This window comes from Streptomyces sp. NPDC085524 (assembly GCF_044541755.1).
Lineage (GTDB): Bacteria > Actinomycetota > Actinomycetes > Streptomycetales > Streptomycetaceae > Streptomyces.
In genome coordinates this window covers 199464-218513 of sequence record NZ_JBITTH010000013.1, presented here as the reverse complement: position 1 = coordinate 218513, position 19050 = coordinate 199464, and the positions used below count along the sequence as shown (strand labels likewise).

The 19050-nt window shown below is 72.3% G+C and carries 13 protein-coding genes; 5 read left to right on the top strand and 8 right to left on the bottom strand.

Annotation, left to right across the window (positions count from 1 at the left end; genetic code table 11):
* Window positions 1–16: 16 nt before the first annotated feature.
* Together ACIGFK_RS21880 and ACIGFK_RS21875 are read right to left on the bottom strand one after the other, a co-directional pair.
* Window positions 17–1267 (bottom strand): Gfo/Idh/MocA family protein, encoded by a 1251-nt coding sequence (locus ACIGFK_RS21880; RefSeq protein WP_376656770.1) that lies wholly within the window; start codon window positions 1265–1267, stop codon window positions 17–19.
* 62 nt (window positions 1268–1329) lie between these two features.
* Window positions 1330–2844, bottom strand: coding sequence for a hypothetical protein (locus ACIGFK_RS21875; RefSeq protein ID WP_376656769.1), 1515 nt, complete (start codon window positions 2842–2844; stop codon window positions 1330–1332).
* Window positions 2845–2966: 122 nt separating this feature from the next.
* Between ACIGFK_RS21875 and ACIGFK_RS21870 the strand changes: the two genes are divergently transcribed.
* Together ACIGFK_RS21870 and ACIGFK_RS21865 are read left to right on the top strand one after the other, a co-directional pair.
* Window positions 2967–3506 carry a WcaF family extracellular polysaccharide biosynthesis acetyltransferase gene (locus ACIGFK_RS21870; RefSeq protein ID WP_376656768.1) on the top strand — a complete coding sequence of 180 codons (540 nt, stop codon included), beginning with the start codon at window positions 2967–2969 and terminating at the stop codon, window positions 3504–3506.
* A gap of 17 nt (window positions 3507–3523) precedes the next feature.
* Complete coding sequence (locus ACIGFK_RS21865; RefSeq protein ID WP_400053214.1) at window positions 3524–4645, top strand: glycosyltransferase; 1122 nt, start codon at window positions 3524–3526, stop codon at window positions 4643–4645.
* A gap of 151 nt (window positions 4646–4796) precedes the next feature.
* Here ACIGFK_RS21865 and ACIGFK_RS21860 read toward each other — a convergent pair whose 3' ends face one another.
* The 3 genes from ACIGFK_RS21860 to gmd all read right to left on the bottom strand — a co-directional run bounded on the left by ACIGFK_RS21860 (window position 4797) and on the right by gmd (window position 9667).
* On the bottom strand, window positions 4797–5471 hold the full coding sequence (locus ACIGFK_RS21860; RefSeq protein WP_386470455.1) for a hypothetical protein: 675 nt from the start codon (window positions 5469–5471) through the stop codon (window positions 4797–4799).
* A gap of 157 nt (window positions 5472–5628) precedes the next feature.
* On the bottom strand, window positions 5629–8418 hold the full coding sequence (locus tag ACIGFK_RS21855) for a DNRLRE domain-containing protein (RefSeq protein ID WP_400053195.1): 2790 nt from the start codon (window positions 8416–8418) through the stop codon (window positions 5629–5631).
* Between the two features lie 235 nt (window positions 8419–8653).
* Window positions 8654–9667: a GDP-mannose 4,6-dehydratase gene (gene gmd, locus ACIGFK_RS21850; RefSeq protein ID WP_376661633.1), complete on the bottom strand. Its 1014-nt coding sequence runs from the start codon at window positions 9665–9667 to the stop codon at window positions 8654–8656.
* Between the two features lie 540 nt (window positions 9668–10207).
* Here gmd and ACIGFK_RS21845 point away from each other — a divergent pair.
* Window positions 10208–11173 (top strand): GDP-L-fucose synthase family protein, encoded by a 966-nt coding sequence (locus ACIGFK_RS21845; protein ID WP_376661632.1) that lies wholly within the window; start codon window positions 10208–10210, stop codon window positions 11171–11173.
* Window positions 11174–11188: 15 nt separating this feature from the next.
* On the opposite strand, the gene ACIGFK_RS21840 is transcribed toward ACIGFK_RS21845, so the two are convergent.
* Window positions 11189–12664 (bottom strand): sugar transferase, encoded by a 1476-nt coding sequence (locus tag ACIGFK_RS21840; RefSeq protein WP_376661631.1) that lies wholly within the window; start codon window positions 12662–12664, stop codon window positions 11189–11191.
* 381 nt (window positions 12665–13045) lie between these two features.
* On the opposite strand from ACIGFK_RS21840, the gene ACIGFK_RS21835 reads away from it, so the two are divergent.
* Window positions 13046–15310, top strand: a complete 2265-nt coding sequence (locus ACIGFK_RS21835; protein ID WP_376661630.1) for a M4 family metallopeptidase — start codon at window positions 13046–13048, stop codon at window positions 15308–15310.
* A 206-nt stretch (window positions 15311–15516) separates the two neighbouring features.
* Here the strand turns inward: ACIGFK_RS21835 and ACIGFK_RS21830 are convergent, their stop codons facing one another.
* Together ACIGFK_RS21830 and ACIGFK_RS21825 are read right to left on the bottom strand one after the other, a co-directional pair.
* Window positions 15517–16077: a hypothetical protein gene (locus ACIGFK_RS21830; protein WP_400053192.1), complete on the bottom strand. Its 561-nt coding sequence runs from the start codon at window positions 16075–16077 to the stop codon at window positions 15517–15519.
* Between the two features lie 265 nt (window positions 16078–16342).
* The gene (locus ACIGFK_RS21825; RefSeq protein ID WP_400053191.1) at window positions 16343–17872 is read right to left on the bottom strand and encodes an MFS transporter; all 1530 of its coding nucleotides are present in this window, start codon (window positions 17870–17872) and stop codon (window positions 16343–16345) included.
* A 146-nt stretch (window positions 17873–18018) separates the two neighbouring features.
* On the opposite strand from ACIGFK_RS21825, the gene ACIGFK_RS21820 reads away from it, so the two are divergent.
* Complete coding sequence (locus ACIGFK_RS21820; protein WP_400053190.1) at window positions 18019–19044, top strand: Lrp/AsnC family transcriptional regulator; 1026 nt, start codon at window positions 18019–18021, stop codon at window positions 19042–19044.
* Window positions 19045–19050 lie beyond the last annotated feature (6 nt).

Sequence of the window (19050 nt, the reverse complement as noted above, 5' to 3'; positions counted from 1 at the left end):
CTTTGCGGTCACGGCACTAGACGCTCTCCACGGTGCCCGCCAGCCGGGCCCGTTCGGCCGCCAGCACCGTCAGGTGGCTGGTCAGGGACTCCCGGGGGCCGGACTTCACCCGGCTCGGGTCCCCGGTGGCGACGGCGGCGACGAAGGCGTCCATCAGCCCGGCGTCGCCGCCCCCGTGGCCGCCGGCGGCGTCCATCGCCCCCTGGCCGGCGAGCCCGATCGTCTCCTCCGTGCGCGTGAGGAAGTCGTAGAGGGTCAGCCGCTTCCCGTCGCCGCGCAGTTCGCCCCGGGTGCCGAAGACGCGGGTCAGGCGGTCCGCCGATTCGGTGAAGGCGGTCATCGTGAAGGTCGCGGTGGCTCCGGAGGCGAATTCCATGGCGACCACCTGGTGGTCGACCACGTCGTTGTCGCAGGCGTACACGCACCGCCCGTAGGGTCCCTCCCGCAGGGCGGTCTCCAGCGCCTGCGGGTCGAACTCGTCGACCACCACGCGCAGCGGCCAGCCGCGCTCGCCCCGGGCGAGCCGCTCCCCGTACTCGCGCTTGGCGGAGTACGCGCACGTCGTCTCCACGGCGCAGTCCAGGCAGCGGTCGGCGGCGCCGTCCGGCCTGTTCTCGGGCCGGAAGTGCGAGAGGCGGCCGAAGCTGGAGACGCGGACCGGCGGCTGCCCGAGCACGTACTGCAGCCAGTCCAGGTCGTGGCAGGACTTGGCCATCAGCATGGTCGTGGCCTCGTCCTCGCGCCGCCAGTTGCCCCGGACGAACGAGTGGGCCTGGTGCCAGAACCCGACCGGCTCCAGGTGCTGGACGCTGACGACCTCCCCGAGCCTGCCGGAGTCGACGACGGCCTTCAGGGCCTGCGTATAGGGCGTGTAGCGCAGGACGTGGCCGACCGCGAGGGTCACCCCGGCCCGCTCGACCGCCGCGACGATCCGCCGGCACTCCTCCTCGGTGAGCGCCATCGGTTTCTCCAGCAGGATGTGGCAGCCGAGCGCGGCGAAGGCCAGGGCGGGTTCCAGGTGGTCCCGGTCCAGGGTGCAGATCAGGACGGCGTCCGCGACCCGGCCGCGGGCCGCCAGCTCCCGCCAGTCCTCCACCGCCGCCCCGGCGTCCAGACCGTGGTCGGCCGCGAACCGGTCCCGGCGGATCCGGCGCGGCTCGGCCACCGCGACGACCCGCGCCCGCTCCGGGTGGGCCAGGGCCCAGCGCGCGTAACCGGTGCCCCGGTCTCCGGCGCCGACGACTGCGAGGGTGACGAGGGAGGACATCCGACCCGCTTTCCGTCGATTGCATGCGGTTGCATGCAGGTGCGTGCGGTTGCGTGCGGTGGTCAGCGCAGTGTCGTGGCCCTGTCCTGCCGGTACGTGGCCACCAGCGCGAGGCACAGCCCCGCGATCGCGACCCGGCCCGACGCCTGGAGCAGCGGCCCGCGCAGCAGGATGAAGGAATACCCCGCCACGAGCGGGACCACCACCGAGATCAGGCTCCCCGGCGGGGACCTGCGGGTGGCGCGCTTGGCGTACCGGCGGTCCACGCGGGCGGAGGCGTACCCGATGCCGAGCAGCCCCGCCCCCATGCCCAGAGGCCCGAAGTCGAGCCAGAGTTCCGCCCAGATCGGGGAGGAGAGGTTGGTGTTGACCGTGCCCATCCACTGGCCGACCATCACGCCCGTGTCGCGCGGCTTGCCGGGCCACACCGCTCGCGGCACCGCGAAGAACACCGATCCCGCGAGCTGGCGGCCGTAGAAATGGCCCGGACCGGAGTTCGAGAAGGTGATGGTGTTCGCGAACATGCCGATCTGGTCGTAGTCCTTGAGCGCCATCGGCTCCAGGAAGGAGGTGGTCTCGACCGGCTTGTAGTTCTTCTCGTCGTAGCGGAAGCGGTCCGCGAACGGGAAGACGAGCAGGGCGACGACCACCGCCATCGACAGCGCCACCCGGTACATCGCGGCGCTCACCGGGAAGACGGTGAACAGCAGCGCGAACATGACCGTCAGGAACCAGTAGCGCGGGTTCGAGATCGGGTTGTTGACCACCAGGTTGAGGAGGGCGAGGGCCCCCCAGGTGACGATGACCGACACCTTGCGGCGGGCGAACTTCGAGGTGATCAGCCAGCGCGTGTACAGCAGCAGCGCGAGCAGCGCCGGTACGGTGCCGAAGCCGCGCAGCAGCGCCTGCCCGGCCTGGCCGTCGCCGTCGGAGATGCCCGCCTCCTCGATGCCGGCGATGATCTCCTGGCGGCTGGAGAAGAAGACGGCCGGGCCGCCGAGCTTCATGATGAAGGCGGCGCTGCACAGGAAGGCCAGCACCGTGAGCAGTTGGAGGCGCCGCCGGTGCGCCATGACCGGCCGCGACTCCTTCTGCGAGCCGCCCGCGCGGCCCGCCGGCCGGTGCCGGGCCAGCAGGGCGCCGACGTCGAACGCGAGACAGCCGAGCAGCACCAGCCCGATGGCGACGGTCAGGTCGGAGCGGGGGCCGACGACGGGGGTCGGGACCCTGCCGAGGACGGCCTGCGCGAGCGGGGCCACGCCCATGGCCATGTAGACGAACAGCCAGAAGGAACCCTGGAGCAGCTTGCGGCGGCTGGTCAGCACCATCGCGGAGAGCCGGGCGCCCGCGTACATGGTGAGCAGGAGCTGGAGCCAGAAGGCCGCGTCGCGCTGGCCGTCGCCGGTCTGCACGGCGACGAAGAGCGGCAGGAAGACGGTGAATCCGAGGGCGAGGGGCACCGACAGGGCGCGCGAGAGCAGGGTGCGCGGGGTGGTGACCCTGCCCCACTGCGACTCGTCCTCGAGGGCGCCGGGCGGTCCGGGCGCGATCCGGGGCTTGCGTATGTCCGTTGCCACTGCCGCCCCCACCCCATGTGCCTGGTCCGCGCGCAGTCTAGTCTGAGCGCGCGGCGCCAGGGGAGGCGCCCGCGGGGGTCCCCCCGGATGGAGTCCGGGGGCGGACACGATCGGGGCTTCAGTTGCGTGACCTTCCTGCCTTCACGCTGGCCGGATACGACAAGGGGCGTGGGCTGCTGACGCAGGCGCTCTGGTTCGCCGTGATGAACACGCTGTTCATGAGCTGGTTCTGCCCGGCGCGGCTGCGGGTCTCGCTGCTGCGCGCCTTCGGGGCCGAGATCGGCGAGGGCGTGCTGATCCGGCACCGGGTACGGGTGCTGTGGCCGTGGAAGCTCACCGTCGGGGACCACACCTGGATCGGCGAGGGCGCCTGGCTGCTGAACCTGGAGCCGGTCACGATCGGCGCGAACGTGTGCCTGTCGCAGGAGGCCCTGCTGTGCACCGGCTCGCACGACCACCGCGCCGCGGACTTCCGCTATCGCAATGCGCCCATCACCGTCGAGGACGGCGCGTGGGTCGCGGTACGGGCGACCGTGCTGGCCGGGGTGACCGTGGGCCGCTGCGCGGTCGCGGGCGCGGGCTCGGTCGTGCACCGGGACCTGCCCGAACTGACCCTGCAGACCCAGGACGGGCGGCGCCGCCCGGTCGAGGAGCCGAAGTGAGCACGCCGGACACGGGACTGAGGGTCCTGCACGCCGTAACCCTGCACTCCCCCTCGCACGCCTTCGGCGGGCCCGTCCGGGTCGCGCTGAACCTGTCCGAGGGACTGCGGGCGCGCGGCCACGAGGCGCGGCTGCTGGCGCTCGGCGAGGGCTTCGGCGATCCGTGGCCCGATTCCGTCGAGGGAGTGCCCGCGAGGCTGTTCCCGGCCCGCCGGCTCCTCCCGCTCGGCTTCAGCGGGATGACCTCGCCCGCGCTGCTGGCCTCGGCCGGCCGCCTGGTGCGGGGGGCCGACGTGGTCCACGTGCACCTGGCGCGGGACCTGGTGACCCTGCCGGTGGCCCTCGCCGCGCTGCGGGCGGGCAGGCCGCTGGTGCTCCAGACCCACGGGATGGTGGACCCGAGCGGGAAGCTGCTGGCGAAGGTGCTCGACGCGGTGGCGGTGCGCCGGGTGCTGCGCGGCGCGGACGCCGTGCTGTACCTGACCCCGCACGAACGGGAGGGCCTGGACGCGGTCGTGGGCGCGCCGCCGCTGGAGCGGGCCGTACGGCTGGTGAACGGGACCCCGGCGCAGGAGGAGCGGCCCGCACCCGACGGCCCGCCGCGGATCCTGTACTCGGCGCGGCTGCAGGCCCGCAAGCGGCCGGTGGACTTCGTGGACGCGGCGCCGGCGGTGCTGGCCGTACACCCGGACGCGCACTTCGTGGTCGCGGGCCCGGACGAGGGGGAGCTGGGGGCCGTCCGCGCGCGGATCGCCTCGCTCGGCCTGTCGGAGCGGTTCACGGTACCGGGGGCGCTGTCCGCGCAGGAGGTGCAGGCGGAGCTGCGCCGGGCGCACGTCTACGTACTGCCCTCGGTGGACGAGCCGTTCCCGATGTCGGTGCTGGAGGCGCTGGCGGTGGGCGTGCCGGCGGTGGTGACGCACTCGAACGGGCTCGCGCGGGACGTGGCGGGGGCCGGGGCGGGGCGGGCCGTGGAGCCGGGCCCGGGGGGTGTCGCCGCGGCGGTGCTCGACCTGCTGGAGCCTGCTGCGAACGCCTCCGCCTCGTGCGCTGCGCGCAAGCTGGCCGGGGAGTCCTTCTCGATGGACTCGGTCCTGGACACGCTGCTCGCGGTGTACGAGGGGGCCGTGCGGCGCTGAGGGGTTCTCCTCCCCGCCCCGCCCTTCCACCGTTCCCCGGGGCTCCGCCCCGGACCCCGCGCCTCAAAAGCCGGCGGGGCTGGAAAATCCAGCCCGTCCGGCGATTGAGGACCGGGGTCCGGGGCGGAGCTCCGGCAGGCGGCCCGCAGCCTTACGCGGGGATCCAGGCGTAGCAGCCGGTCGAGTTGAACTCCGCCGTGCCGGGCGGGATGGTGGCCGTGATCTTGTCGCCCGGCTTGGGCGTGGTCTCGGGGCCCGCGGCCAGGGTCGAGCCGTCCTTGCCCTTGGCCTCCCACTTGCAGGTCGTGGCCTGGGTCAGCGCCCGGTAGGTGCCCGCCGCGGGCGACTGGCGGGTGCCGTCCGGGAAGCCCTTCTCGGCCGCCGCGAGGATCGGCTTCTGCTCCGGGCACAGCAGCGGGATGGCGCCCTTCGCACCCGGGATCTCCCCGGCGATGATCGATCCGGTCGCCGCGTCCTTGTCGTGCTTCGCCGTGCGCGAGACGCGCTGGCAGGCCTCCTGGCCGCCCTGCAGGACGGCCGCCGGGTCCATCTTCTCCGGAACGCGGCCGCTCAGGTACTGCTTCTCCTGCGCGGTGAAGCTGCCCGTCTTCGGGGTGAGCTTCGCGTCGGGCACCACGGGGCCCGTCGGCTTCGCGTCGGGGTCGGTCGACGGGGCGGGGGTGTCCGCCGGGTCGGGGACCGCCGAGGAGGCCGGCGGCTTCGCCTTGGCCTCCGAGCCGGAGCCCTTGCCCCCGTCGGAACTGCAGGCGGTCAGCGTCAGGGCCGCGGCCAGCAGAACAGCAGCCGCTGCGGGGCGTCGGTACATCGGATGGCTCCCGTACTTGCTCAAGGGATGTGCGGTGGATCAGGGGGAGTCGACGCGGAGCGTCGGCGGCCGGGGCCCGGCCGTGATCCGCCGCACACCCCCAGGGTGGGAAAGGGGCGCGGGGCCCGGCCGCACCGGCCGGGCCCCGCTCCTACGGCTACTTCGCGCCGAAGGTGAGCACCAGCTGCGGGGCGCCGTCCGCCGCGGTGGACTCCGCGGACCAGAGCCACAGCGGGTCGGTGCCCGTGCTCGTCAGGCCCATGCTGTAGCTGCTGCCCAGCGCCGCCGAGAGCGCGGCGGTGTCGAGCGTGACGTTCTGGACGGCCGAGCCGTCCGGCACGCTCGCGATGCTGCCGAGCGGGGTGGTGCCCAGGGTGGGCTTGGTGTTGAAGGTGGTGCCCGCGCCGCTCCAGGTACCGGTGACCGGGACCACGGACACCTTGTCGGCGGTGCCGGCGCCCGTCTGCGTCGTGGTCTTGAACTGGAGGGAGGCCGACTTCAGGACCTGCCCGGCCGGGGCGGCCGGGAGGGTGAAGCGCAGGTACGTCTCGTACGCCGAGGTGCCGCGCACCGCGAGCGAGGTGGACGTGCCGTAAGCGGTGCTCGGGGCACCCTGGTTGATGTAGGTGTCCTCGGCCGCCTTGACCGTGGAGACCGTGTCGGTCGGGGCGCTGGCCAGGTCGAAGTGGTTCTTGGCCTGGGCCTGGGTGAGCGCCGTCGGGTAGACCGCGGTCTCGTCGAGCTGCCCGGCGAAGTAGTTGCTCGTCGGGCGGTTCGGCCAGCTGGCGAGGTTGTCGCCGCCGACGTGCCAGTAGCCCGCGTAGGCCTGCGAGGTGGTCACGTTCAGCGTGCCGCCCTTGCTCTGGCCGTCGACGTACAGGGCCATGCCGGCCGGACCCTGGGTGGCGACCACGTGGTGCCACTTGTTGTCGTTGTACGTCTCGAACAGACCGGTGGCGATCGTCTTGAACCCGCCGCTGTAGACGCCGAAGACCAGGCGACCGGTGTTGGTCATGTAGATCTGCTTGTCGTACGAGATGCTGTTGCGGCTCTGGTTGTCACCGAAGCCGATCAGCTTGCCACCACGGGTGGTGTTCGTCTTGAACCAGGTCTCGAGGGTGTAGGCGTTGCCGACGGTCTGACGGCGGTCGCTGTAGACCTGCTGGCTCGTGCCGTTGAAGCCCATCGCGGTGCTGGTGCCGGAGACGGCGCCGGGCGACTGGCGCAGGGCCGGGGTGTTGAGCTGCAGACCGCTGATGTTGCCGCTGACGGAGGAGTCGGCGACGTACGGGCTGACCGAGTCGTCGTAGCGCCAGTACAGCTGGGCGCCGTCCGCGCGGACCTGGTTCGCGTACCCCTGGACCGCGGTCGGGACGGTCACCGAGGCGGTGGCCGACAGGGCGCTGGTGTTGCCCGCGCCGTCGGTCGCGGTCACGCGGTAGGTGTACGTCTGGCCGGCCTTGACCGTGGCGTCGTTCCAGGAGGCCTGGGGACGCTCCCACTCCAGGGAGTCCGCGGTGACGGTGGCGATCGGCGTGGCCGAGCCGTTGCGGTAGATGCGGTACGTCAGCTTGCTGTCGTCCGAGTCGTAGCTGGTGCGCCAGCGGACCTGGGCCTCGCCCGGCTTGACGCTGCCGGCGCTGACCACCGGGGTGGTCGGGGCGCCGCGGTCGCCGGTGGAGGCGAAGCGGGTCAGACCCCACTGGGTCTTGCCGTTGATGAGGGTGAACTCACCGCCGACCCACATGTACTTGACGTCGTTCTTCTCGGCCACGGCCATGACGCGCGGGCCGATGCCCTCGGTGCCGTCCATGCCGTCGTTGGCCGTCGGGTGCCAGCCGAGCTTGCCGGGGCTGCGGACGAAGCCGTCCACGGGCGCGGGGGCGGCACCTTCCCAGTTGGTCTTCTGGGCCAGGAGGAAGTTCCGCTTGCCGTCGGGGAACTCCTGCTCGGTGGAGCAGTTGTGCGCGTGCGAGGAGCTGTACAGCACGCCCTGGTACGGCAGCACGAACTGGGTCGCGCCGAGGCAGCGGTCGCGCCACTTCTCGTTGAAGTCGCTGAGGTTCAGGGCGATGCGGCCGTCGAAGACACCGCCGCCGGAACCCTCGTTGCCCGTGTAGAAGCCGCCGTTGTCGTCGGTGGCGATGTCCTTGACGACCGAGTTCGACGGGATGTTGGTGTAGGTCTTCTTGACCGCGCCCGTACCGGCGTCGACCACGGCCAGGGCGTGGCTGTTCTTGCCGTTGACGGTGAAGAAGTCGCCGCCGAGCAGCACGCTCTTGCCGTCGGGGGTGACCTCGACGGCGCGGCCCGGCTCGTCGACGTCGGCGACGAACGGCTTGAGCGCGCCGGAGCCGGCGTCGACCGCGGCGAACCGCTCACGGGTCTGGCCCTCGACGGAGTTGAAGTCACCGCCCACGTACACGGTGTCGTCCGTGACGGCGAGCGCCCGCACGGTGGCGGGGACGCTCGGGTGGAACGAGGCCTTGGGGGTGCAGCTCGCGATGTCGATCGCGGCGAGGCTGGAAACCGGGGTGCCGTTGACGGCACCGAAGTAACCGCCCGCGTAGAGGGTCTTGTTGTCCTTCGAGACGGCCAGCGCCCGCACCGTGGCGGTGCCGTCGCCGATGGTGAAGGCCAGCTTGCACGAGATGGGGTTGCCCGTCGCGGCGTCCAGCGCCACGAAGTTCACGGCCTCCTGCTCGGCGCCGGCGGTGCCCTCGGGCGGGCGCACGGCGGAGAAGGTACCTCCGGCGAAGACGGTGCCGTTCGCCTGGGCCATCGCCCAGACCACGCCGTTCGTCTGCCAGGTGGGCAGTTCGTCAGCGGTGAACGCCACCGGAGGCGTGATGGCGGACGCCTCGGGCATCAGCACCAGGCCTATGCCCGTGCCGGCACCGGCCAGTGACAGGACGAGGGCAGCAGTCAGCCCTCTGGATCTACGCATGAGCCCCCCAGGGCAAGTGCCCGGTATTGATGGCTGGAACTATCCGAACAGCCATATGTACCTGCGCAGACTAGGGCCCTGCTAAGGACCCGGTCACCATGCTTGACCCATTGCTACCAATTTGGAATCAACAGGTTCCGCTTGGAGGGTGCACGACGGACATACGGCAGGTTTGACCCGGTCATACCTGACGGGCTGACCGGGACACGGCAAATCGTAGGCGAAATATAAGGCCTCAGCGGTCGATACGGACCGTCACACCCGCCAGTTGGTCCTCGACCTGGCGGATGTCGGCGTCGACCATGATCCGGGCGAGTTCGGCGACCAGGACCGTCGGCTTCCAGCCGAGCAGCTCCTCGGCCTTGGAGGCGTCCCCGATGAGCGCGTCGACCTCGCTGGGGCGCTCGTACTTGGGGTCGTAGCGCACGTGCTCGTTCCAGTCGAGACCGGCGTGGCCGAAGGAGGCCTCGACGAACTCGCGGACGGTGGCGGCCACTCCGGTGGCGACCACGTAGTCGGTGGGCTCGTCCTGCTGCAGCATCCGCCACATGGCGTCCACGTACTCGGGGGCGTAGCCCCAGTCGCGGACGGCGTCGAGGTTGCCGAGGTAGAGCTTCTCCTGCAGGCCCGCCTTGATCCGGGCCACCGCGCGGGTGATCTTGCGGGTCACGAAGGTCTCGCCGCGGCGCGGGGACTCGTGGTTGAAGAGGATCCCGTTGACGGCGAACATGTCGTACGCCTCGCGGTAGTTCACGGTGGTCCAGTACGCGAACACCTTCGCGGCGCCGTAGGGGCTGCGCGGGTGGAACGGGGTCCCCTCGTTCTGCGGGGGCGGGGTGGCGCCGAACATCTCGGAGGACGAGGCCTGGTAGATGCGGGTGTCGACACCGCTGGCCCGGATGGCCTCCAGCAGGCGCAGGGCGCCGAGGCCGGTCACGTCGCCGGTGTACAGCGGGGCGTCGAAGGAGACGCGGACGTGCGACTGCGCACCGAGGTTGTAGACCTCGTCGGGGCGTATCTCGCGGAGCAGGTTCACCAGGGCCACGCCGTCGGAGAGGTCCGCGTGGTGCAGGACGAAGGACCGGTTGGCCGTCTGCGGGTCCTGGTAGATGTGGTCGATGCGCTCCGTGTTGAAGCTGGAGGACCGCCGCACGAGCCCGTGCACCGTGTAGCCCTTGGAGAGCAGCAGCTCGGAGAGGTACGAGCCGTCCTGCCCGGTGACTCCGGTGATCAGTGCGGTCTTGCCCATGCGGTCCCCCTGGGGTGCGTTGCTGTTCGTTGCGGTCGGTCGTGTCCTGCGGGTTCCGTGGCCCGGCGGTCGCGCCCCCGCGCAGCGGCCCCCGGTCCGGCGCCGTCCGGAACCCTGGACTGGATGCGTACCGTACACGCCCCTCCCGGTTCCGACGGGGCCGGGTGTGCGCCGGACGCCCCCGCAGGGCGTCGCACGCAACCACCTCGGACACGTCCGCTTCCCGGAAACGTTCGACGGCCGAGGAGGTGCCCCGGCGGGCGCCCTGCCCCGGCGGAACCGGCCCGTGCGGGGCGGGGGGTGGGCCGCTGCGCGGAGCCGTCCCCCACCCGCCCTTCCACCGTTCCCCGGGCTCCGCCCGGACCCTCCCCCAGCTAAGGCTGGGGGTACCCCCTGCCTCGAACGCCGACGGGGCTGGGTGGGGGGCTCTGCCCGGGAGGGGCAGGCTCCGGACCGGCAGGGCCCGGACCGGCAGGGCCCGGACCGGCGGGGTCCGGACTGCCGCCACCCCCGCGGGAGCGGACTGGCATCATCGGCCGTATGACTAGCACGCCTCTTCTGCCCCCGAACGCCCGCGTCTTCGTCGCGGGACACCGCGGCCTCGTGGGCTCCGCGGTCGCCCGGCGACTGACCGCCGACGGCCACGAGGTGCTCACCCGCGGCCGCGCCGACCTCGACCTGCGCGACGCCGCCGCGACCGGGGCGTACCTGAAGGACGTCCGCCCGGACGCCGTCGTGCTGGCCGCGGCCAAGGTCGGCGGGATCATGGCCAACAGCACGTATCCGGTGCAGTTCCTGGAGGAGAACCTCCAGATCCAGCTGAGCGTGATCGCCGGGGCGCACGCCGCCGGAGTCGGGCGGCTGCTGTTCCTCGGATCGTCCTGCATCTACCCCAAGATGGCCCCGCAGCCGATCCACGAGGACGCCCTGCTGACCGGCCCCCTGGAGCCGACCAACGAGGCCTACGCCCTCGCGAAGATCGCCGGCATCGTCCAGGTCCAGTCGTACCGCAAGCAGTACGGGGCCTCGTACATCTCGGCCATGCCCACGAACCTCTACGGCCCGGGCGACAACTTCGACCTCCAGTCCTCCCACGTCCTGCCGGCCCTGATCCGCCGGTTCCACGAGGCCGCGGCGGAGGGGCGCGAGGAGGTCACCCTGTGGGGATCGGGCACCCCGCGCCGGGAGTTCCTGCACGTCGACGACCTCGCCGCGGCGTGCGCCGTGCTGCTGGAGTCGTACGACGGCGACGAACCCGTCAACATCGGCTGCGGCGAGGACCTGACCATCCGGGAACTCGCCGAGACCGTCGCCGAGGTGACCGGCTTCGGGGGCCGGCTCGCCTGGGACACCTCCAAGCCGGACGGGACCCCCCGCAAGCTGCTGGACGTCGCCCGCCTGACCTCCCTCGGCTGGAAGCCGGGCATCCCGCTGCGCGACGGCATCGCAGCCACCTACCGGTGGTGGCTGCGGGACCAGGGCGGGCAGGACGGGCGGAACGGCTGATCCCTCCGGGTTCCCTCAGTAGGCTCCGCGACCGTCGACGACGGCGCGGAGCGTACGGCCCATGACGTCGACGTCGCTGGTGAAGGACCAGTTGTCGACGTACTGCAGGTCGAGCTGGATGGTTTCGTCCCAGGACAGGTCCGACCGCCCGCTGATCTGCCACAGCCCCGTCATCCCGGGCCGCACGGTGAGCCTGCGCAGTTCGACCTCGTCGTACTGCGCCACCTCCTCCGGCAGCGGCGGGCGCGGGCCGACCAGGGACATGTGGCCGGTCAACACGTTGATCAGCTGCGGCAGTTCGTCCATCGAGGTGCGGCGCAGGAGCCGGCCCACCCGGGTCACCCGGGGGTCGCGGCGCATCTTGAACATCAGGCCGTCGTTCTCGTTGGACCCCGAGAGCTCGGCCTTGCGCTCCTCGGCGTCCACGACCATCGTGCGGAACTTCCACATGGTGAACGGGACCCCGTCCCGGCCGATGCGCTGCTGCCGGTAGAAGGCCGGGCCGCGCGACCCGAAGCGGATGGCGAGGACGATCCCGAGGAACACCGGCGCGAGCAGGACCAGCCCGCCCGCGGCGCCCGCCCGGTCCAGGACGGACTTGAGCAGGGTCTGCACGCCCCGGCTGACCGGCGGCGCGACGCGCAGTACGGCGAGCCCGCCCGCGGACAGGGTCTCCAGCCGCTTGACGGAGACCTCCACCAGCCCGGGGAAGACCGCGAGTTCCAGTCCGGCGTCGTGCAGGGCCCAGGCGACCCGGCGCAGCCGCTCCCCCGCGATCCGCGCGCCCGGTGCCACCAGCACGAGGTCGGCGTTGAAGCTGCCGACGGCGCCGAGCACCGCGGCGGAGTCGCCGTTCGGGGCCTTGGGCATGTCGGCGGCGAGCCGGGCGGCCTCGGGTACGCCGCTGCCGAGCGGGCCGTCGCCGACCGGGACCACGCCGACGACCACGTAGGGGTGGTCGGTGCGCGAGGCGAGGTGCGCGATGACGTCCTCGGCGGCGTCGGGCTCGCCCACGACCAGGACCCGGCTGACGGCCTGGGCCTCGCGGCGGGCGGCCGAGAGGTGGCGGTAGGTCAGCTTGTGGCAGGCGACGGTGATGAGGAGGGCGGGCACGAGGGCGCCCAGCGCGGACAGCCTGGGCGTGTCCTCCTCGGTCACCACGCGGGCGACGGCCAGGACGCCGATGAGAATCAGCCAGTCGTGCACGACGGGCAGCACGCCCCGGGATTCTCCGAGCACCCGGGCCGCGTAACGCCGGCGCAGCGCCTGCACTCCCGTCCACGCGAGCGCGGCGGCGAGGGCGCAGTACAGAGGTCGTACCTGCTGGGCCGCATGGAAGACGAGGCCCACGGGCACGGCGGCCCCGAGGAAGTCGGCGGCGAGGGCGGCGGGCAGGTACCAACGGGCCTTGTCACTCAGGCGCCTCGCGGGCACCAGGGTGTCCCGGGCCGCCCTGGCCAACCTTTGCGCAGGAATATGGACATGCCTCATGGGCCCCCCTGGCACGTGGTCGATGACAGCGGCGACTGTCCACGGCTTCCCCAGGCAACGGACATGTGTCGCACCGAGAAACAGTACGACAAACGCCAGTACGGTAAATGCCGTTTGGGGCAACGGGCCCTCCCGTTGCCCAAGTGTTAGCAAGCGGTACCGATCGCTCCGAATACCGGACTCCGTGACATGCACGCAAAAGTGAACAGTCCGGATACCGGATATGTCTCTTCGAACAACGAACCGTTTCCGGCCAATCCTTTGACGCGGTCCTGACATTATGTCCCGCGGGTGGCACTCTTCGACCGTTCATCGCACAGCCCTGATCTGCCCGGAGGCCCACCCAGCCGTCCGGAACCCCCCTTGCAGAAGGAGTCTGCGTTGAGGTCCACCCCCCAGAGGCGTGCCACTGCGGCCGGCGCGCTCGTTGCCGCGGCTGCCATGCTCGCCGTCGGCATCCAGGCCGGTACCGCTTCCGCCGACGCCACCGCGTCGCAGGCCCGCACGGCCGCCCAGCCCAACCCGGGCGCGGCCCCCGCCAAACTCAGCGCTTCGGAGCGTGCGACGCTCCTCGCCGAGGCCAACTCGACCACCGCGCAGGCCGCCAAGGCGCTCGGCCTCGGCAGTGGCGAGAAGCTCGTCGTCCGTGACGTGGTGAAGGACGCGGACGGCACCACGCACACCACGTACGAGCGCACCTACGACGGCCTCCCGGTGCTCGGCGGTGACCTCACCGTCCACGCCAAGGGCGGCGTCACCAAGTCCGTCACCAAGGCGACCAACCACGAGATCAAGGTGGACACCTCCGCCACGGTCACCGCGTCCGCCGCGGAGGGCCAGGCGATATCCGCCGCCAACGCCTCCGGCGCCAAGGAGGCCAAGGCCGCCAAGAACGCCCGCAAGGTGGTCTGGGCCGCCGATGGCGCCCCGGTCCTCGCGTACGAGACCGTCGTCGGCGGCCTCCAGCACGACGGCACCCCGAGCCAGCTCCACGTGATCACCGACGCCCGGACCGGCGCCAAGATCACCGAGTGGCAGGGCATCGAGACCGGCACCGGCAACACCATGTACAGCGGCCAGGTGACCCTCGGCAGCACCCAGTCGGGCAGCACCTACAACCTGACCGACGCCGGGCGCGGCGGCCACAAGACCTACAACCTGAACCACGGCACCTCGGGCACCGGCACCCTGTTCTCCGGTCCGGACGACATCTGGGGCAACAACCTCGCGTCCAACCTGGAGACGGCCGGCGCCGACGCCCACTACGGCGCCGCGGTCACGTGGGACTACTACAAGAACGTGCACGGCCGCAACGGCCTGCGCAACGACGGCGTCGCCCCGTACAGCCGGGTCCACTACGGCAACAACTACGTGAACGCCTTCTGGGACGACTCCTGCTTCTGCATGACGTACGGCGACGGTGACGGCAACGCCAAGCCGCTCACCTCCACCGACGTGGCCGCGCACGAGATGACCCACGGTCTGACCTCGGTCACCGGCAACATGACCTACAGCGGTGAGCCCGGCGGTCTGAACGAGGCCACGTCCGACATCATGGCGGCCGCGGTCGAGTTCTACGCCAACAACCCGACGGACGTCGGTGACTACCTCGTCGGCGAGAAGATCAACATCAACGGCGACGGCACCCCGCTGCGCTACATGGACAAGCCGAGCAAGGACGGCGCGTCCAAGGACTCGTGGTACTCGGGCATCGGCTCCATCGACGTCCACTACTCCTCGGGCCCGGCCAACCACTGGTACTACCTGGCCTCCGAGGGCTCGGGCGCCAAGGTCATCAACGGCGTGAGCTACGACTCGCCGACCGCCGACGGCCTCCCGGTCACCGGCATCGGCCGTGACGCCGCGTCGAAGATCTGGTTCCGCGCGCTGACCACCGGTCTGTTCAAGTCGAACACCAACTACGCGGCGGCCCGTACGGCCACCCTGCAGGCGGCGGCCGACCTGTACGGCGCCGGCTCGGCGACCTACAACAACACGGCCAACGCGTGGGCGGGCATCGGCGTCGGCGCGCGCATCGTGAACGGCGTCTCGGTCACCAACCCCGGTAACCAGAACACCGTCACGGGCAGCGCCGTGAGCCTCCAGATCCAGGCCACCAGCACCAACGCCGGTGCCCTGACCTACTCGGCGACCGGTCTCCCGGCCGGCCTGTCGATCAACGCCTCCACCGGCCTGATCTCCGGTACGGCCAACACCGCGGGCACGTCCAACGTGAACGTGACGGTGACGGACTCCGCGAACCAGACCGGTACGGCGGCGTTCACCTGGACGGTCGGCACCCAGCAGCAGACCGTGTTCGAGAACACCACGGACTACGCGATCAACGACAACGCCACCGTCGAGTCGCCGATCACCGTGAACCGCACCGGCAACGCGCCGAGCACCCTCAAGGTGGACGTCAACATCCTCCACACCTGGATCGGTGACCTGAAGGTCGACCTGGTCGCCCCCGACGGCAGCGTGTACAACCTGCACAACCGCACCGGCAGCAGCGCGGACAACATCATCAAGTCCTACACGGTCAACGCCTCCTCCGAGGTGGCCCAGGGCGTGTGGAAGCTGCGCGTCAACGACAACGCGTCCCTCGACACCGGCAAGATCGACAGCTGGAAGCTCACCTTCTGACCCCCACCGGGGCCGGATGAGCACCTGCTGAACCGCCAGACACGGGGCCGCCCGGGAGGAAGATCTCCCCGGGCGGCCCTGTCCCATTGGGCCGTCGCCGCGCGGGACCACCGCCCCACCGGCCGGGGACCTTCGCCACGGACCCGCGCCCGGCGCCTAGGGGGTGTCCGGCGGATCAGGGCCGGGCCCGGCCCGCCGGACACCCCCTAGCGGCGCGGGTTCAGGAATCCGCTGAAGCGGCGGAGGAGTTCCTCGCCGCCGCCGTTCCAGTCCCCGCGGCCGTCGCCACCGCCGCCGTTCCAGTCCCCGCGGCCGTCGCCACCGCCGTCGCCGCCACCGCCGTTCCAGTCCCAGCGGCCGCCCCCGTCACCGCCCCCGCCGTTCCAGTGGTGGCCGTCGCCGCCCTGCCCGGCCGGCTTGAAGAAGACGGAGACGACGTCCACGTTGTGGGCCCGCTCGCCGGGGTCCAGGACCCGCTCCGCGTGGCCGTTGCAGCTGCGGTTGCCGAAGAGCACGGCCAGCGACTCCGTGTCGTTCCAGACCTCGATGGCGGGCTCGTCCCGCGAGGTGTGCGTCAGCACGTAGCAGGTGTCGTTCTCCGCGGGCCGGATCTGCCCGGTGCGCTCCTCGCCGGCCTCGTCGAGGAACCGGTAGTGCAGCAGGCCCAGGTTCCGGCCGTCGTGGTCGTCGGCCAGCGACGGGCCGGCGGTGGGCAGCACGAGCGCGACGGCGCCGGCGAGCACGGCGGCGGTGGTGCGAAGACGCATGGGTGGAAGTCCGTTCCTCGGGTCCGCGGACACCGGTTCCGCCCGGCATCTGCGGGCAGCGTAGGAGCGCGGACCCTTGCCGAAACGATTCACCACCCCAGCCGCGTACGTGGTTCACCCAAGAGGCCGGGCAGCCTTCGGCCCGGTCGGGTGGGGGTACGGGCCGGGACGGCGGGCCCTGCGTGCTGCTCTCCCCCACCCCGCCCCTTCCCGAAACCGGGGGCTCCGCCCCCGGACCCCCAGGAGCCGGCCGGACCCGCCGGGGTCAGGGCCGGGTGACCGGGGCCTGGGCCGGGGCCCCCGGGGCAGGGATGGTCGGGGCCGTCGCCCGCGGCGAGGGCCGGAGCAGGAGGAAGACGGCCAGCGCGCCGGCCAGCCCCATCAGCGCCGAGGTGAGGAAGGTCCCGCGCAGCCCGCTCGCGAAGGCCTCGTCCACCAGCGCCGCCATTGCGTCGCGGGCCGCGCCCGCAGGGGCGGCCGCGAGCAGCTGCCCCGCCCCGCCGGAGGCGAGCGGCTCCGCCAGGCCCCGGCCGCCCTCGCCGAGCCCCGACCGCAGCCCCGCGTGGAAGACCGCGCCGAGCACCGCGATGCCGAGGGCGGTGCCGAGCTGCCGCGCCGTGTTCAGGGCGCCGCCGGCCATCCCCGCCCGGGCCGGGGCCACGGCCCCCATCGCGGTGGCGGCCAGCGCCGGGGTCGCCGCACCCACGCCCACACCGGTCACGAGCAGGCCCGGGACGAGCGCCGCCCAGCCGTCGCCCGCGTCCAGCAGCCAGGCCTGGAGCAGCGCGCCCAGCCCGACCAGCAGCAGCCCGCCGCCGATGGTCAGCCGCGGCGGGACCCCGTGCAGCAGCCGCCCGGCCCCCGCGGCCACGACGAAGCCGGCCGCGCTCATCGGCAGCAGGGCCAGCCCCGCGCCGACCGGGCTCATCGCCCCGGCGGACTGGAGCCACAGGGACACGTACATCAGGTACGAGAACGCGGCGCCGGTCAGCAGCAGTCCGGCGGCCATGACCGCCACGAAGGTGCGGCTGCGGAAGAGCGAGAGGTCCAGCATCGGGTGGGAGCTGCGCAGTTCGACGAGGACGAAGCCGGCGAAGGCGGCCGCGCCGAGGCCGAGCAGCCCGAGGGTGGTGGCGGAGGTCCAGCCGTTCTCGCCGCCCCGGATCACGGCGTACGTGAGGGCCGCCGCGCCCGTGGTGAAGGTGGCCATCCCCGGCAGGTCCAGGCGCCGGGCGTGCGGATCGCGGGACTCGGCGACCGCGCGCAGGGTGACGTACAGGGCCAGTGCGCAGACGGGCAGGTTGATGAAGAAGATCCACCGCCAGCCGAAGTGCTCGGTGAGCAGCCCGCCGATGATCGGACCGGATGCGGCGGCGGCCCCGTTGGCCGCGCCCCACACCCCGAAGGCCACTCCGCGGTCGCGGCCCTGGTAGGCACCGCTGAGCAGGGCCATGGTGGTGGCGAACATGGCGGCTCCGCCGATGCCCTGGACGGCGCGGAAGGCGATCAGCGCGGCCGGGCCGGTGGCCAGCCCGGACGCGAGCGAGGCGGCGGCGAAGAGGGCGATCCCGCCGAGGTAGACCCGGCGTCGGCCGATCCGGTCGGCGAGCGAGCCGGCGCCGAGCAGCAGGGCGGCCAGCGCGAGGGCGTAGACGTCCATCGTCCACTGGAGTCCGGTGAAACCGGTGTGCATGTCGGCGGCCATGTCCGGCAGGGCCACGGTCACGATCGTGACGTCGACCAGGAGCATGAAGGCCCCGAGGCAGACGGCCGTCAACGGCAGCCATTTGCGCATGGGAGTTCTCCTCGGATGGGGAGGCGGAGGGTTTCCGGGGCGGTTCCCCGGTGGCCCCAGGCTTCCAGCGCCCCGCCCGCATCCCCCACCCGCAAGCCCCGATCCGCCGGATATCCGCCATGGCGGGCTCTGTGATGATGGAAACCGTGAACATCACGGAGAAGCAGTCGGCCGAGCCGGCGGAGCTGGACGCTCTCGACCGGTCCCTGGTCCAGGCCCTCGCGCTCGACGGCCGGGCCTCCTTCAGCCGCCTCGCCGAGGTCCTGGAGGTGTCCGACCAGACCGCGGTGCGCCGCTACCGGCGCCTGCGGACCGCCGGCCTGGTCCGGGTCGTCGGGCTGCCGACGGGCAGCCGCCTCGGCCTGTTCGAGTCCTGGCTGCGGGTGCAGTGCGCCCCCGACGTGGCGCTCCCGGTGGCTGAGGCGCTGGCCCGCCGCCCGGACATCGCCTGGGTGACCCTGAATTCGGGCGGCACGGAGATCCACTGCATGACCCGGTCCCGGACCCGCAAGGACCGGGACGCCCTGCTGCTGGACAAGCTGCCGCGCACCCGCCGGGTGACCGGCATCAGTGCCCACACCATCCTGCGGAAGTTCTTCGGCGGCCACGAGGCCTGGGTGGGCATGGACGTGCTGCGCCCCGATCAGATCGCCGCCCTGCGGCGGCCGCCGGCCGGACCCGCCCCCGAGCGGTACGTCATGGACGAGTCGGAGCTCGCGCTGCTCGCCGTACTGAGGCGGGACGGCCGGGCCGGGTATCCGGAACTGGCTCGTGCCACCGGCCTGTCGGAGTCCACCGCGCGGCGCAGGGTGGAGCGGCTGCGGGACCTGGAGGCGATCTTCTTCGACGTGGAGTTCGTCCCCGCGCTCTTCGGCTACGAGGCGGAGGCGACCCTCGTGCTGACCGTCCCGCCGGCCCGGCTGGCGCAGGTGGGGGCCGCGCTGGCGGGCCACCGCGAGGTGGCCTTCACGGCGGCCGTCACCGGGGCGGCCTCCCTGATGGCGGTGGTGGTGTGCCGGGACACCGACGCCCTGTACACGTACCTGACCGAGCGGATCGGCGCGGTGGACGGCGTGGGCCAGGTGGAGGTGATCCCGGCCCTGCGCAGCGTCAAACGGGCCGGGATGCTCGTGGAGGACGGGCGGCTGGTCGACCCGCCGCCCGTCCCCTAGCACTGC